Annotated in this window: 15 protein-coding genes; 11 read left to right on the top strand and 4 right to left on the bottom strand. The window is 60.8% G+C overall.

What is annotated here, in order from left to right; genetic code table 11:
• Positions 1-43 precede the first annotated feature (43 nt).
• Together NXC24_RS32965 and NXC24_RS32970 are read left to right on the top strand one after the other, a co-directional pair.
• Positions 44-946 (top strand): alpha/beta hydrolase, encoded by a 903-nt coding sequence (locus tag NXC24_RS32965; RefSeq protein ID WP_104827460.1) that lies wholly within the window; start codon positions 44-46, stop codon positions 944-946.
• Between the two features lie 195 nt (positions 947-1,141).
• Positions 1,142-2,077 (top strand): GGDEF domain-containing protein, encoded by a 936-nt coding sequence (locus NXC24_RS32970; RefSeq protein ID WP_104827461.1) that lies wholly within the window; start codon positions 1,142-1,144, stop codon positions 2,075-2,077.
• A 29-nt stretch (positions 2,078-2,106) separates the two neighbouring features.
• Here NXC24_RS32970 and NXC24_RS32975 read toward each other — a convergent pair whose 3' ends face one another.
• Both NXC24_RS32975 and NXC24_RS32980 read right to left on the bottom strand, forming a co-directional pair.
• Entirely contained in the window at positions 2,107-3,102 is a 996-nt protein-coding gene (locus tag NXC24_RS32975) for an aldo/keto reductase (protein WP_104827462.1), read from the bottom strand.
• A 156-nt stretch (positions 3,103-3,258) separates the two neighbouring features.
• Positions 3,259-4,245 (bottom strand): LysR family transcriptional regulator, encoded by a 987-nt coding sequence (locus tag NXC24_RS32980; RefSeq protein ID WP_245464115.1) that lies wholly within the window; start codon positions 4,243-4,245, stop codon positions 3,259-3,261.
• Between the two features lie 90 nt (positions 4,246-4,335).
• Here NXC24_RS32980 and NXC24_RS32985 point away from each other — a divergent pair, with 90 nt between their 5' ends.
• From NXC24_RS32985 to NXC24_RS33025, 9 genes are all read left to right on the top strand, one after another.
• Positions 4,336-5,082 carry an RraA family protein gene (locus tag NXC24_RS32985; protein WP_104827464.1) on the top strand — a complete coding sequence of 249 codons (747 nt, stop codon included), beginning with the start codon at positions 4,336-4,338 and terminating at the stop codon, positions 5,080-5,082.
• A 5-nt stretch (positions 5,083-5,087) separates the two neighbouring features.
• Positions 5,088-6,092, top strand: a complete 1,005-nt coding sequence (locus NXC24_RS32990) for a D-2-hydroxyacid dehydrogenase family protein (protein ID WP_245464116.1) — start codon at positions 5,088-5,090, stop codon at positions 6,090-6,092.
• Positions 6,089-6,877 carry an SDR family oxidoreductase gene (locus NXC24_RS32995; protein WP_104827465.1) on the top strand — a complete coding sequence of 263 codons (789 nt, stop codon included), beginning with the start codon at positions 6,089-6,091 and terminating at the stop codon, positions 6,875-6,877. Before NXC24_RS32990 ends, NXC24_RS32995 begins: the two co-directional genes overlap by 4 nt.
• A 39-nt stretch (positions 6,878-6,916) precedes the next feature.
• The gene (locus NXC24_RS33000; RefSeq protein ID WP_104827466.1) at positions 6,917-8,224 is read left to right on the top strand and encodes an MFS transporter; all 1,308 of its coding nucleotides are present in this window, start codon (positions 6,917-6,919) and stop codon (positions 8,222-8,224) included.
• Positions 8,225-8,422: 198 nt separating this feature from the next.
• Entirely contained in the window at positions 8,423-8,917 is a 495-nt protein-coding gene (locus NXC24_RS33005; RefSeq protein ID WP_104827467.1) for a cupin domain-containing protein, read from the top strand.
• A gap of 76 nt (positions 8,918-8,993) precedes the next feature.
• The gene (locus NXC24_RS33010; protein WP_245464117.1) at positions 8,994-9,440 is read left to right on the top strand and encodes a RidA family protein; all 447 of its coding nucleotides are present in this window, start codon (positions 8,994-8,996) and stop codon (positions 9,438-9,440) included.
• Between the two features lie 36 nt (positions 9,441-9,476).
• Complete coding sequence (locus NXC24_RS33015) at positions 9,477-11,051, top strand: Re/Si-specific NAD(P)(+) transhydrogenase subunit alpha (RefSeq protein ID WP_104827469.1); 1,575 nt, start codon at positions 9,477-9,479, stop codon at positions 11,049-11,051.
• 18 nt (positions 11,052-11,069) lie between these two features.
• Complete coding sequence (locus NXC24_RS33020; RefSeq protein ID WP_104827470.1) at positions 11,070-12,515, top strand: NAD(P)(+) transhydrogenase (Re/Si-specific) subunit beta; 1,446 nt, start codon at positions 11,070-11,072, stop codon at positions 12,513-12,515.
• A gap of 248 nt (positions 12,516-12,763) precedes the next feature.
• Positions 12,764-13,729 carry an MBL fold metallo-hydrolase gene (locus NXC24_RS33025; RefSeq protein ID WP_104827471.1) on the top strand — a complete coding sequence of 322 codons (966 nt, stop codon included), beginning with the start codon at positions 12,764-12,766 and terminating at the stop codon, positions 13,727-13,729.
• A 67-nt stretch (positions 13,730-13,796) separates the two neighbouring features.
• Here the strand turns inward: NXC24_RS33025 and otnC are convergent, their stop codons facing one another.
• Positions 13,797-14,435, bottom strand: coding sequence for a 3-oxo-tetronate 4-phosphate decarboxylase (gene otnC / locus NXC24_RS33030; RefSeq protein WP_104827472.1), 639 nt, complete (start codon positions 14,433-14,435; stop codon positions 13,797-13,799).
• Complete coding sequence (gene otnK, locus NXC24_RS33035) at positions 14,432-15,694, bottom strand: 3-oxo-tetronate kinase (RefSeq protein WP_104827473.1); 1,263 nt, start codon at positions 15,692-15,694, stop codon at positions 14,432-14,434. Before otnK ends, otnC begins: the two co-directional genes overlap by 4 nt.
• Position 15,695: the final 1 nt, after the last annotated feature.

Here is a 15,695-nt window from a genome sequence, read left to right on the forward strand (position 1 = left end):
GAAATCCAGCAATGATCCGATCCGGGCCCATACGGAGATCAAGATGACGGACCACCGCGAAATCGATGCTATTCGAGCCCTATTAAATTCCAGGCCCCGCCCCGTCGGATGGGCGGAGCGCCGGCATAGAATCGAGGAAGTCGGTGCCGCCTGGCCGATTGCCGACGATATCGAACTGGAAGAGGTCGAACTGAACGGCTTCTCCGCGGAATGGTCATTGGCGCCGGGCAGCAATGCCGCTCATGTGCTCATGTTCTTCCACGGGGGCGGCTATTGCTCGGGCTCGATCGTCAGCCATCGCCGTTTGGTGACCGAAGCTGGGCGCGCCGCGGGCGCGCGGACGCTCGCCGTCGGCTATCGCCTTGCGCCGGAAAATACGTTTCCCGCGGCTCTCGACGATGCCATCGCCGCCTGGCGCTTTCTGCGCGGACAGGGCATAAATGCCGAACATATCGCCGTTGGCGGCGATAGCGCCGGCGGCGGCCTGACCGTCTCGCTGATCAATACACTGCGCGCTGCCGGTGAAGCCTTGCCGGCATGTGGCTGGCTGACTTCGCCTTGGACTGATCTGACCATGTCCGGCACGACGCTTGCCACGAAGGATGCGATCGATCCGCTCATTCACAAAGACTATTTGCTTGAGCTCGCCGAGGCCTACGTGCCCCCGCATGTGGATCGCAAGGATCCTCGCGTTTCCCCGCTCTATGCCGATCTGAAGGGAATGCCGCCGCTCCTAATCCAGGTCGGATCGGATGAAACCCTGCTCGCCGATGCCACAAGATTTGCAGCGGCTGCCGGCGAAGCCGACGTCGAGGTCACACTCGAGATCTGGCCGCGCATGATCCACGCATGGCCGCTATGGAACGCACAGCTCGAAGCAGGACGGCAGGCAATCATACATGCCGGAAACTTCATCCGGCGATGCATCAGCGGAGAGCCAAGATAGCGGGCCGCGGATGCCGCCGATGCTTCATCACGCCTGGCGCCGGTCGTGATGGTCATTGTAACAATGAGCGTTCTGACCCCCGTCGATGTTACTTAAGCTTGACCTGATCATCGTTCGGCGACAAATAGACCGTTGAGGCGCTTCCAACCGTCCGGCTTCATGAGAACACGCACGAGGATTGTCAAAGTCGATCCCATGGATAATGACATCAGCCGACTGTTTGAACTATTCGAGAGCGCCCCTGTTCTCGTAGCTGCCTATGATGAATTTGACCGATTGCGCTACGCGAACAAGGCGTTTCGGATGACCTTTTTCATCGAGCCCGATGAGACCCCTTTCTGGCCAGATCTGATGCGGCGGAATTTCCATGCGAAACGGGGCACTGTCATCCACGCTGCAGACTTTGAAGAATGGTTGATTTCCACCCAATCCCGCCGCGGGAAGATCGGCTACCGAGCTTTTGAAACCGATCTCGTCGACGGTCGTTGGCTTTGGATGACGGAGATGGTTCAAAAAGATGGGTGGATGCTGTGTGTCGCCAGCGATGTGACGGGTTTGAAGGCAAAGACACGCACGGTCCGGCAGGACCGGGATCTGGCAATAAAGGCCTCCTATACCGATGAACTGACCGGTATTGCCAATCGCCGCTTCATCACCGCCCGTGTCGAAGACATGTTGCTGCCACGAAAGGACGCCGAGCCATCGTCCGGCTGCCTCTGCGTCCTCGATATCGACCGCTTCAAAAGCATCAACGACCAATTCGGCCATCAGATTGGCGACTTGGTGCTCAGAGACTTCGCAAAGCGGGTTCATAGCCTCGTTCGGCGCACCGATTGCTTCGGACGCATCGGCGGGGAGGAATTCGTGCTCACGCTTCCAGCCACTCCCATCGGCCAGGCACATTTGATCGTCGAACGGATGCTCGTTTCCGTTCGCAAAGCCAGACCGCTGCCGGAGCATCCAGAATTTCAATACACATTTTCGGCAGGCATAGCGTGCGCGCAGCCGGGTGACACAGCCCTCAGCCTATATGCCCGCGCGGACCGGGCACTTTATATGGCAAAGCTCGGCGGCCGTGATCGAATTCACGCAGATGGTTCAGCGGACGATCGACCCGCGAGCGCGAGATGAAAGCAGGACCTTGTCGCGGCATGACCAGGCTAGAGGCCAGCCAGCGCTTTATCGATTTTCGCCATTACATCTGGCTGCAGCGGTCCCTTCGCGAGGGCACCGGCATTTTCCTCGACCTGGGCCACCGTGCGGAAGCCGGGAATTGGCAGCGTGCGCGACGAGCGCGCCCATAGCCATGCAAGCGCACCCTGCGTCAGCGTGCGACCGTCTTCGGTCAGCAGATCGCGGACCGCTTCCAGACGGGCGGCAAATTCAGGAGCGATCTTGCCCTCCTTGAAGTAGATCATCCAGCCGAGGCTTGCGCCACGCACATCCTTCTCGCCGACCGTTTTGTCAGGCGTGAACTTGCCGCTGAGCAACCCCATGGCGAGCGGACCGCGATTGATGGAAATCAGGCCATTGCGCTCGATGATATCGATCATCGCCGAAGCCGGCTCGAAGACATTCATCGTATGCTGGATCGACACGAATCCCGCGCGATGCAGATGACGTGCGGCACGATCCGGATGGTCCGTGCTCCAGCCGAAAGCGTCGATCTTGCCTTCGTCCTTTAGCCTTTCCAGCGTTTCAAATACCTCGTCCGACGCTTCGAGCGGAAAATCGTTGAGATGGAACTGCAACAGGTCCAAACGATCGCGGCGCAGCCGGCGCAAGGACGTCTCGGCGGACTGCCGGATGAAGGCCGGGTCGGCGAAAGCGCCGATCGCTTGTTTGGTCTTCTCGTCCGTCGCGGAGCCGAATTTGGTGGCGATGACGATGTCGCCTCGATTGCCAATCGCCCGACCTAACACCTCTTCGGAATGCCCAGCCCCATAATTCGAGGCGGTATCGAAGAAGCGAATGCCGAGATCCACCGCCCGCTCGATAGCACGGATCGATTCATCGTCATCGACATCGCCCCAGCCAAGTGGAACGTCGCCGGCATAAAACGGCCCGCCGATCGCCCAGCATCCCATGCCGAGGCGCGGAATCTCGCGGCCATTCCAGAGAACCATTGTGGTAGCATTGTCGGGTTCAGTCAGCATGTCATCCTCCGCGATCGTTTGCCGTTGCGGGGAGAGATAGGGGCAGCTGCCCGAGTGGCAAACAGCCAAATCTGCAGGGTATTTTTCACGGATGAAAAACGGTCGTTGGCGGCTACCCGATGGGAAAACTCCGCATTGAATGTATGACCACAGCACTCAGCCGGCATTATCCGCTCCGACGTTTCCGCAAATACCGGCAACAAGCGAGCGGAACCATTGGTGAGCGGGATGGGTGTGAACGCGTTCATGCCACACGAGCTTATAGACCAGCTTCTCGGCCTCGAAAGGAAGATGACGAACGACCAATCCATGCTGGGAGACGAGCGATCGGCCATGTCCGTTGATGAATCCGCTGGGCACACAGGTCATCAGGTCGCTTCCCGCGACAATGCGCAGCGCATCGACAAAATGGTTGACGACGACGGCGATTGTCCTTGTGCGACCATGCAGGCTCAACCAGCCATCGATCACGCCCAAATCCATCCCCGATGGCGTCACCAGCACATGCGAAGCTGCGACGAACTGATCAAGGTCCATCTCTCCCTCTAATGCATGTCCTCGCCGCATCACGCACATGTAGTGATCTGTCCGAAGCCCCTGAACATGGATGTCTCGTGGGAGCGACGGAAACATACCGACGGCGCAGTCAAGCGTGCCACGCTCTATCCCCTCAAGAGAGCTCGCATTGGTATGGAAAGAAAATGCCAAGCGGGCATAGGGTGACATCGCGCGCAGCTTCAGCGCAATGCCGCAGACCGCTTCCTCGGCAAGGCTATCCGTAACGGCAATTCGGAAGCTGGTCGGGTCCGAGCGCGGGTCGAATTGCTCCGGTGCGATTGAGGCTCTGATGACCGCGAGCGAACGGTGAAGCTCGGGCCAAATGGCGAGCATCCGTGAGGTTGGCTGAACGCCGTCCGCAACTTTTAGGAAAAGTTGGTCGTGCGTCAATTTTCGGGCGCGCCGAAGCGCGTTGCTGACTGCTGGCTGGCTCATCGACAGACTGGCTGCGGCTCGCGTCACGTTCCGCTCCAGCATAATCGCTTCAATGACCACCAGCAGGTTGAGATCAAGCCGCATGTTATTCACCACGATGATAATCGTGCCCTCTAAATCTAAATTGGACGATTCAAACCTTTTGGGCAACTGTATCGACAAGAGCCAGAACGATGATGTCCTGCATCGGAGATAAGGCTGCGACAGACAACTGCGCAATATACTGCGAGGATTTATCTCATGAATGATGCTCCTGCCGGAGACCTGTTGCCGAAGCTGACCGGTAAGATCAGCCCCGATCGTATTCGTCTGATGCGGGCGCCACGTCCGCCGCATGGCCTCATCGAGAAGTTCAAACGCATCCCCGATGCGACGAGCGTGGTCGCCGACGTCATGGACGAGCTGGGCATCACCGGCGCTATCGGAGCATCGGTTCTCAAGCCGACCCTGCCGAACGCAAGCATCGTCGGGCCGGCCCTGACCGTGCGCAATATCATGCAACGCGACCATGTCTACGAAACTGCCCGCAACCATGTGAACCGCATGGCGGAGTTCGAGGCTCACAATCTGGCGCTGCCTGGTGACGTCGTCGTCATCGATGGTGTTGCCGGCATATCCAACATGGGCGGCATTTCGGCGCAGACCGGCAAACGGCAGGGCGAAGCCGGCGCCATCGTCTTCGGTGGCATCCGTGACGTCGGCCATTCCCGTCGTGTGGAATATCCACTCTGGGCCACCGAGATCACCCCGGTTACGGGCAAATGGCGCATCGAGACGGTGGAAATCAATGGCGATATCCAGATCGCCGGCATTCGCGTCGCGCCCGGCGATATCGTCGTCGCCGATGAGACCGGCGTCTGCTTCATCCCGATTGCGCGCGCGGCCGAGGTGCTGGAGCGGGCGCTGGCGAAGGCTGCCTTCGAGCACGAAAAATGCGGTGCAATCGATGCAGGGACCGCAGTTGCCGACTTGCCGAGCAAAGAGTGACTATAATGGCTAATCTCACCCCCAGACTGCGTGTGGCTATCCTCGACGACTATCAGGATGTCGTTCGTACGCTCGACTGCTTCAGCAAACTTCAAGGCCATGAGGTGACGATTTGGAACGATGCGGTAGCCGACGTGAACATGTTGGCAGAGCGACTTGCCAATGCCGACGTACTCGTGCTGCTGCGCGAGCGGACCAAGGTGGACGAAGTGCTGGTCAGCCGACTGCCGAACCTCAGGCTGATCAGCCAGAATGGCCATGTGCCGCACATCGATCTCGCCGCATGCACGCGGCACGGCGTTCTGGTCTCCTCGGCTCTGACGCAACGGCCTTCATATCCAACGGTGGAGTTCACCTGGGGCCTGATCCTCTCGGCGATGCGCAACATTCCGCTTGAAAGCGCCGCGCTTCGGGAAGGGTCATGGCAGACGACCGTCGGACTCGGACTGCGAGGCCGCACACTCGGAATCTATGGCTTTGGCCGGCTTGGCGCGATGGTGGCGCGGATCGGCGTCGCCTTCGGCATGGAGTTGCTGATCTGGGGGCGCCAGGGGTCTCTGGACCGGGCGCGGCAAGAGGGCCTTCCAGTTGCCGCGAGCAAGCAGGCCCTGTTCGAGCAATCGGACGTGCTCAGCCTGCACCTGCGCCTGAATGCCGAGACTGCCGGCTTGATCGACGCCGACGACCTTGCCCTGATGAAGCCGACGGCCCTGCTGGTGAACACGAGCCGAGCGGAGCTGATCAAGCCTGGGGCGCTGGTCGCAGCCTTGCGCAACGGCCGCCCCGGCAAAGCGGCAGTCGACGTGTTTGAGCACGAACCTTTGACCGACCCGAGCGACCCCTTGCTGATGCTGCCAAACGCCTTGTGCACGCCACATCTCGGCTATGTCGAGCGCGACAACTACGAATATGCCTATGGCAATGCCTTTGACCAGATCGTCGCCTTTGCCCAGGGCGCGCCGATCAACATCCACAATCCGGATGTGCTGAAACAGGAGAATGCGCAATGAACCTTGAGCTGGACGGCAAAGTCGTTTTGATCACGGGCGGCAGCAAAGGCATCGGTCTTGCCTGCGCCCGGGCCTTCGCCAGGGAAGGCGCCCGCGTGGCTATCGTATCGCGCGGCGCCGATAATCTGGCCGCCGCCCGGGCAGCACTTGCGGCCGACGGCATCGACGTCACACCCTTCGCCGCGGACCTGTCGGATGGCACCGCAGCCGAGCGTGCAGTCATTGCGGTTGAGGAGCAGGTCGGACCGATTGCTGTGCTGGTCAATTCCGCCGGTGGCGCCGTGCGCGTACCCCCGAGCGAACTAACGCCGGACAAGTGGCGCATCGCGATGGACGCGAAGTTCTTCACCTACATGAACGTCATGGACTATGTCTTGCCGCGCATGGTGTCGCGGCGCGCGGGTGCGATCGTCAACATTATCGGCACTGGCGGCAAGATCGCCTCGCCGATCCATATTCCTGGCGGCGCTGCGAACGCGGCGCTGATGCTGGCCTCGGCCGGTCTGGCTGCAGCTTGGGGACACGCGGGCATACGCGTCAACGTCATCAATCCCGGGGCCACGATGACCGATCGGGTGCAAATGTCGCTGGACGCGGAATCGCGCGCCACCGGAAAGCCGCCGGAGGAGCTGCTGCGTCAAAACCAGCAGCGCATACCGCTTGGGCGCTATGCCACCCCAGAGGAGGTGGCCGATGCCGCGCTTTATCTCGCCAGCGTTCGAGCATCCTACGTGACCGGCGCGTCGTTGACGATGGACGGAGGCCTGACGCCGCTCGTTGTGTGACCGGCTGAGTGCGAAAAATCAACATTGGGAGGAGACCAAATGTTTGGCTGGTATCGCGAGCTAACAAATAGAGAGCGAAATACGTTCTGGGGATGCTTTGCGGGGTGGGCAGTGGACGCGATGGATGCGCAACTGTTCAGCTTTGTGCTTCCGGTGCTGATCGCAGCATGGGGATTGACGACGGCGCAAGCGGGCTATCTCGCCACAGCGACACTCCTCTCGGCCGCCGTGGGTGGCTGGGCATGCGGTTATCTGGCAGACCGCTTCGGCCGCGTCCGCGTCATGCAGTTCACCATTTTATGGTTCTCGGTGTTCACTCTCATCGCCGGCTTCACGCAGAACTTCGAACAGCTCATCGTCGTGCGGGTGCTGCAAGGGCTGGGCTTCGGCGGTGAGTGGGCCGCTGGTGCCGTGCTGATGGGCGAGATCATCCGGCCTATCCACCGCGGCAAGGCGGTGGGCAGCGTTCAAAGTGGTTTTGGCGTCGGCTGGAGTGCCGCGGCCATATTGGCCAGCATCGTTCTGGCCTACGTACCGGCGGAATATGCATGGCGGACCCTGCTGATGATTGGCGTGCTGCCCGGACTTCTGGTTCTGCATCTGCGCCGAACGATCGAGGAGCCGGAACTCTATCAGCAGACCCGAGCTGCGATAAAGGCCACCGGCCGCGACCCGAGCCTCAGCGCGATCTTCCACCCTGGCATGCTGCAGGTGACGATCCTTGCTTCACTGCTGGCTTTCGGCGTCGTCGGCGTGGGCGGAGCAATTGTCAACTGGCTGCCGACGTTCATGAAGACGGTCCGTCACCTCTCGCCAAGCGCCTCAGGCTACTACGTATTTCTGGTTACCGGCGGTTCGTTCTTCGGTTTCCTGGCAAGCGCATACCTGTCCGACGTGCTCGGACGGCGACGGACATTCCAGTTGTTTCTGGTCTGCTCATGGGTGGTGACCATTGCCTATATGTTCCTGCCGCTATCGGGCTGGGGACTCATTCTGATGGGTGTGCCATTCGGCTTCTTCACGATCGGCAACTACGCAGCGCTGGGTCCCTTCTTTACCGAACTCTTCCCGACAGCGATACGTGGCAGCGGCCAAAGCTTCGCCTATAACTTCGGCAAGGCGGCCGGTGCTATCGCAGTCTCCTGCATCGGCATTCTGGCGCAGTGGATCACCTTGGCAGAGGCCATCGGGCTGATTGCGTTGCTCGGCTACAGCATCGCGATCGTGGCAACGCTGCTGCTTCCTGAAACGAAAGGCATCAATCTTATGCCAGGCCTCGGTCCAACGGCGGATGAGGACGACCAGTCCGCCGCAACGAGGGAACAAACCGCTGCGGGTAGCCCCTGACCCCACAGGGACCGTTGGAACCCGACGGCACGCGATATGCGATCCACAGAGATGACATAGGACCTCGGGCCCGCGCCCCGAGAGACGAAATGACCAACCACCGGTTTGCCGAGCGCATGCGCTTGGGACAAATCGCAACCCTCCACGACGCAACCTGGATGCTTCCGTGGAGCTTCTTTCTGGACCAAGGAGAGACCAATGAAATCAACTTTCCCGTACCTGGTTCTTGCCATGACTTTGGCGACACAAGGGAGCATCGCCCAAGCGCAAGCCGCAGGCGGACCAATGCAAATCATGGTTGCGACACCCCAGCAACTTTCGATCACTCAGAGCGCCTCGAAGACGGTCGGCGTGTCCCAGGTTTCGGGTCAGAGCGCTGAAATGCTTTATGGCGATCCGACGAAAGCAGGACTTTACACGGTTCTGCTGCGCCTCGAACCACACAAGCGCATCATGCCGCTATCGCATCCCGATTCCCGCTTCGTGACCGTCTTGTCGGGCACCTTCTACGTTGGGTTTGGCAATACCTACGATGAAACCAAGCTCAATGCGCTTCCGGCGGGAGGCATCTACACCGAACCCGCCAATGCCAACCATTTCGGGGAAACGCGAGACGAGCCAGCCCTCGTCGCGATTACCGGATATGGGCCGAGCGGCACAAACTATGCGAACCCCGCGGATGCGCCAAAGTAACTAAATGCACTGCCAGAAACCATGCGCTTTCAGCGGCGCCCGATGGAGCGCTGAAGTGAGATGACAGGAGAAACACATGTCTCAATCGCCAATGACCAATCCGACCGATGTGGTGCAGGCAAGCTCCGCCACAAGCCGCCGCAAGAGCGTCACCGTCGAACGCTTAGCCCACAAGTTCCCGGTCCCCAACGCGTGTCGAATCGGGAACCTGGTCGTCTCGGGTGCGATCCACGGCGTAGATCCCGAAACGCAAGTCATGCCGGAGGACCTCACATCCCAGTGCGCCCATGTGTTCGCAAATATGAAGACGATCGTCGAGGCCGCCGGCGGCAGCACCGATGACATCATCAAGATGACGGTCTATCTGCGCGACCGCAACAATCGAGAGCCGCTCAATGAGGAATGGGTGCGCATGTTCCCGGACCCCGAAACCCGACCGGCTCGACACTCGCAGCCCTTGTTGGTGGAAGGACCTTCGCTGGTTCAATGCGATTTCATGGCAGTGATTGGACGAGCAGGCTGACGGCGGCGCGGCGCGATCGTCGGGGGATAAGATACGATGAAGATCGGAGCAGTTAAGGAAAGAGCCGCAGGAGAAGCGCGCGTTGCGATGACGCCAGAGGCCGCTCTTCAGCTCCAGAAACTGGGTTACGAGTGCGTGATCGAAACCGGTGCTGGAAAAGCGGCCGGATTTTCGGACGAGGCCTATCGTGGCGTGGGTGTCACGGTGGTCGACAGCGCGGCTTTGCTCTACGAGACATCCGACGTCATTGCCAAGGTCCGGCCCCCTGAAGCCGCAGAGGTTGATCGGCTGGAGCCTGGCAAGACGCTGATCTCCTTCTTCTACCCGGCGCAGAACAAGGAGCTTCTCGATCAGGCCAGCTCCAGCGGAGCGAATGTCATCGCCATGGACATGGTGCCGCGCATCAGCCGAGCCCAGAAGATGGATGCCCTGTCGTCGATGGCCAATATTGCCGGCTATCGCGCGGTGATCGAGGCCGGCAACAATTTTGGCCGCTTCTTCACCGGTCAGGTGACGGCCGCCGGCAAGGTGCCGCCGGCCAAGGTCTTGGTGATCGGCGCGGGTGTCGCAGGGCTTGCGGCGATCGGCACGGCAACCTCGCTCGGCGCCATCACCTATGCCTTCGACGTGCGCCCTGAGGTGGCCGAGCAGATCGAATCCATGGGGGCGGAATTCGTCTTCCTCGACTTCGGCGAAGAACAGCAGGATGGCGCCGCGACCGGCGGTTATGCCGCGCCGTCCTCGCCGGAGTTCCGCGAGAAGCAGCTTGCCAAGTTCCGGGAACTGGCGCCTCAGATCGACATCGTCATCACCACCGCCCTGATCCCCGGCCGCGATGCGCCGAAGCTGTGGCTTGCCGATATGGTGGCAGCGATGAAGCCGGGCTCGGTCGTGATCGACTTGGCCGCCGAACGTGGCGGCAATTGCGACCTGACGGTCCCCGACGAGCGCATCGTCTCCGACAATGGCGTGATCGTCATCGGCTATACGGATTTCCCGAGCCGCATGGCGGCGCAGGCCTCGACGCTTTATGCCACCAATATCCGCCACATGCTGACGGATCTGACGCCGGGCAAAGACGGGGTGATCGTCCACAACATGGACGATGACGTCATCCGCGGTGCGACCGTCACCAAGGATGGCGCAATCACCTATCCGCCGCCACCGCCGAAGGTGCAGGCGATCGCCGCCGCCAAGCCGAAGGAAAAGGTGAAGGAGCCGACGCCGGAGGAAAAGCGGGCCCGGGAACTGGCCGCCTTCAAGGCGCAGACCAGGAACCAAGGCATCCTGCTCGTCATCGGCACCGCACTTCTGCTGCTGGTCGGCGCCTATGCGCCGTCGAGCTTCATGAGCCATTTTGTCGTCTTCGTGCTCGCCTGTTTCGTCGGCTTCCAGGTGATCTGGAACGTCAGCCATTCGCTGCACACGCCGCTGATGGCGGTGACCAACGCCGTCTCCGGCATCGTCATCCTCGGCGCGCTGTTGCAGATCGGCTCGGGCAACGGGCTGGTGGTGACGCTGGCGGCGCTGTCAGTGCTGATCGCCACCATCAACATCGTCGGCGGCTTCCTCGTCACCCGGCGCATGCTCGCCATGTTCCAGAAGTCTTAAGCGGCAGGGATCTTCACAATGACCATCGGTATTGTATCGGCCGCCTATGTTGCGGCAGCGGTTCTCTTCATCCTCTCGCTCGGCGGCCTGTCCGGCCAGGAAAGCGCCAAGCGCGCCGTCTGGTACGGCATTGTCGGCATGGCCCTTGCCGTAGTTGCCACGATCTTCGGCCCCATGATCGACAAGACCGTCGGCAATTGGTTCATCATCGCGCTGATGATCGCAGGCGGCGCGGTGCTCGGCCATTATGTGGCGAGCCGGGTGCAGATGACGGAAATGCCGCAGCTCGTTGCGGCGCTGCATTCCTTCGTCGGCCTTGCCGCGGTGTTCATCGGCTTCAATGCCCATCTCGAAGCGGCCCATGTCGCTTCTCTCGACGATGCTTCCCGCGCAGCGCTCACCGGATTTGCCGGCATATTGGCCCACAAGGACATGGTGGAACTGTCGATCATGAAGGTCGAGGTCTTCCTTGGCATCTTCATCGGCGCCGTCACCTTCACCGGCTCGGTCGTCGCCTTCGGCAAGCTTGCCGGCAAATTGGACGGCAAGGCCAGGAAGCTGCCGGGCGGGCACGTTCTCAACGCGAGCGCCGCGATCCTGTCGCTGATCCTGCTGTTGATGTACTTCAATGGCGCCGGGGTCTGGACGCTCGTCCTGATGACGGCACTTGCCTTCTTCATCGGCTATCACCTGATCATGGGCATTGGCGGCGCCGACATGCCGGTCGTCGTCTCGATGCTGAACAGCTATTCCGGCTGGGCGGCCGCGGCGATCGGCTTCACGCTCGGCAACGATCTCCTGATCGTCACCGGCGCCCTAGTCGGCTCCTCGGGTGCGATCCTCTCCTACATCATGTGCAAGGCGATGAACCGCTCCTTCGTCTCGGTGATCCTCGGCGGCTTCGGCGCGAGCACCGGCGCGCAGATGGAGATCATCGGCGAGCAGATCGCCATTAGTGCCGAGGGCGTCGCGGCCGCCTTGGACGAGGCCGACAGCATCGTGATCGTGCCGGGCTACGGCATGGCGGTGGCCCAGGCGCAGCAGTCGGTCTCGGAACTGACCCGCAAGCTGCGTGCTGCCGGCAAGACCGTCCGCTTCGCCATCCATCCGGTGGCCGGCCGTCTGCCCGGCCACATGAACGTGCTGCTTGCCGAAGCGAAGGTTCCCTATGACATCGTGCTGGAAATGGACGAGATCAACGACGACTTCCCCAATACCGACGTCGTCATCGTCATCGGCTCGAACGACATCGTCAACCCGGCGGCGCAGGAAGATCCGAACTCGCCGATATCCGGCATGCCGGTGCTCGAAGTCTGGAAGGCCAAGCAGGTCTTCGTCTCCAAGCGCGGTCAGGGCACCGGTTATTCCGGCATCGAGAACCCGCTGTTCTTCAAGGAGAACACCCGCATGTTCTACGGCGATGCCAAGAAGTCGGTCAGCGAGCTCTTGCCGATGATCGGCTAGGCAGGATACGCGCGCAGCCCTGCGACGAGCGTAGTTGTTGCGGGCCAGATCAAACCCGGCTTCGTCGACCCCGACTATCATTCATCCCAATGATGATGGTCCCGTCAAACTCTGAATTGGACCGAAATAAAAGCGCCGTGCAAACCTTCATCCGGTGCAGCGCCGCGCGGGAGCAATGAAGGTTTGACTTCGTCGTGCACCCGCATCCCGCCGCCCGATCCGCAATCGACAGCCCAAGGAAGCCAGCGATGACTGAGAACAGACAGATCAATCTTACCCGCCGTTCCCTTCTTATCGCGTCATGCATGTGCATTGGGTGCGCCGTGCCCGGCCCCCTGTTTGCTGCCGCACCGATAGCCACGAGCGAAGCACCCGGCTTCTATCGCTTGATGGTTGGTGACTACGAGGTAATGGCGCTGTCCGACGGCAAGCTCCCTCTTGCAGCGATGAAATTGCTGCAAGGGAACTCGGCGCGGATAGCCGAAGCCTTGAAAAGCGACTTTCTCGGCGAGCAGGTCGAGACCTCCCACAATTCCTTTCTTGTGAATACCGGCGATAAACTGGTTTTGGTCGATGCAGGCGCGGGCACTCTATTGGGTCCGCATACCGGCAAATTGCTCGGCAATCTACGCTCTGCTGGCTATCGGCCAGAACAGGTGGATGAGGTCTATCTCACCCACATGCATACAGATCACATCGGCGGGCTGATGTCGGGTGAGGAACGCGCTTTCCCGAATGCGATTATCCGCGCCGATAAGCGCGACGCAGATTACTGGCTGAGCGAAGAAGAAATGCGCGCCGCTCCCGCCGAGGCGAAGCGCTTCTTCCAGGCCACCATGGCTTCGCTGTCCCCTTATATGAAAGCTGGCAAGCTGAAGACTTTCGAGGGCAGTACCGACCTGATTCCGGGGATTCGAGCGCAACCGGCCTATGGGCATACCCCCGGACACACGATGTTCGAGATAGAAAGTAAGGGGGAGAAGCTGCTCCTGTGGGGCGATATCGTCCATGTCGCCACAGTTCAGTTCGCCGATCCGACCGTCACGATCGGATATGATGTCGACCGGACCCAGGCCGAACAGGAGCACTGGCGCGTCTTCGACGACGCAGCGCGGAGCCGGTGCATGATCGGGGGCGCGCACCTCCCCTTTCCTGGGCTTGGCCATGTTCGCGATAACGGCGACAAGACTTACGCCTATGTGCCGTTGAGTTAGCGATCGGCATAAGCCAGCCAGGAGACGATCCGCTAAGCCTCTGCCGATCCCGAGTTCTCGCCGAGCATCAGCACTTGGCGGGGAAGCGCCGTTGCAGTTCGGTCGTCTCGTCACAACTCAACGGTCTGGTTTTCTCGCCGCGTAGCAGCAGGAACAGTTTGGCGGTTTCCTCAAGTTCCTCGGCGGAATAGACCGCCTCGGAAAGATCGACGCCGGCAACAACCGGGCCGTGGTTGGCGAGCAGCACTGCATGGCTATCGGAAATCCGCTCCGCAACCGCCTTGGCCAGGGCCTCGTCGCCGGGCGGATAATACGGGACGAGAGGCAGACGTCCGACGCGCATGACGTAATAGGCCGTAAGCGGCGGAAGCACATCGTCATGGTCAATCCCGCAGAGACAGCTAACCGCGACAGAATGGGTCGAATGCAGATGGACGACAGCTCTCGCACGTGGCCGCTTGTCGTACATGACGCGATGGAGAAACGCTTCCTTGGTGGGTGCGTCGCCCGAAACGTGCCGCCCCGCCTCATCCAACTTGGCGATGCGCGATGGATCAATCGTTCCCATGGACGATCCGGTTGGGGTCATCAGCCATCCATCGTCAATGCGGACGCTGATGTTTCCGGTCGATCCAGCGGTCAGGCCGCGATCGAAAAGCGATTTTGCATAACCGGCGATCTGGTCGCGAATTTTTGTTTCGCTCATGCGATAATATCCAAGGCGCGTTCAAAAAAATCCGGGCCGCCGAAATTGCCGCTTTTGAGCGCCACCTGCAAGGGCCGATCGGAAAGCGTCGTCGTCCATGGCACTCCGGGGGCGATCTCGACACCGATGGAAAGTCCTTGTATTTTGAGCGCCGAAATCACCGCTCCGGAAGTTTCTCCCCCTGCCACCAGCAACCGGCTGACGCCATCCGCCACCAGCCCTTCCGCGATGGCGGCCAGTGTATGCTCCATCATGGCGCCGGCCTGCTCGCGCCCGTATTTCGCCTGGTTTTCCTCAACCTCATCGGGATCGGCAGATCCGTAGATCACGACCGGCCGGTCGACAGGCTGGCTTTTCGCCCAGGAAATGGCCTCCTCCACGACGGGATGCTTTTCGGCTATGGCGTCCAGGTCGATCCTGCGGCTCGGCCAAAGTGCCCTAGCCCTGGCAAGCTGCTGGCGCGTGGCGGCGGAGCAACTGCCGGCGAGGATTGCCGCTCGTGGCGGCGTCGAGGATCCATAGGCGCGTTCGACCGGCTTGCGCGGCGAAATGCCGAAATTGGCTGGCAGGCCCATGGCGAGCGCCGAGCCGCCGGTTACGAGCTTGTGACCGCGCACGGCGCGTCCGATGGACCGGAGATGCTCGTCATGGATCGCGTCCGTAACGGCGTAGCGTTGTCCGGTCTCTGTGAGACCGGCAAAAGCTTCCGCAATCGCGGCATCGCCCGCAGAGACGACCTCATGAGGAACGAGACCAACATCGTGGGCCGACTGTTCCGCCATCAGCGAGACGAGGTCGGAACGGCGCATCGGCGTCAACGGATGGTCCTTCATCGGCGAATCCTGCAATAGCTGGCGGCCGACGAAAAGATGCCCGTTGAACACCGTCCGCCCGTTCTTCGGGAAGGCAGGACAGACTACCGCGATCTTCGCATCAAGCGCGTCGCTCAAGGCATCCGCGACGGGACCGATATTGCCCTGGGCGGTAGAGTCGAATGTCGAGCAGTATTTAAAGAAAATCTGCTCGGCGCCGTGTGTCCGCAGCCACTGAAGGGCACCGAGCGATTGCGCGACAGCTTCCGAGACGGGAGCGGTCCGGGATTTTAGCGCAACGACGACAGCATCGGCGTCGTGAACGTCGAATGCCGGCGCGGGAACGCCGATCGACATCACCGTCCGCATTCCTTCGCGTACGAGAATGCTGGCGATATCAGTTGCCCCGGTGAAGTCGTCGGCTATGACGCCAAGAAGAATACCCATC

The sequence above is a fragment of the Rhizobium sp. NXC24 genome (assembly GCF_002944315.1).
Lineage (GTDB): Bacteria > Pseudomonadota > Alphaproteobacteria > Rhizobiales > Rhizobiaceae > Rhizobium.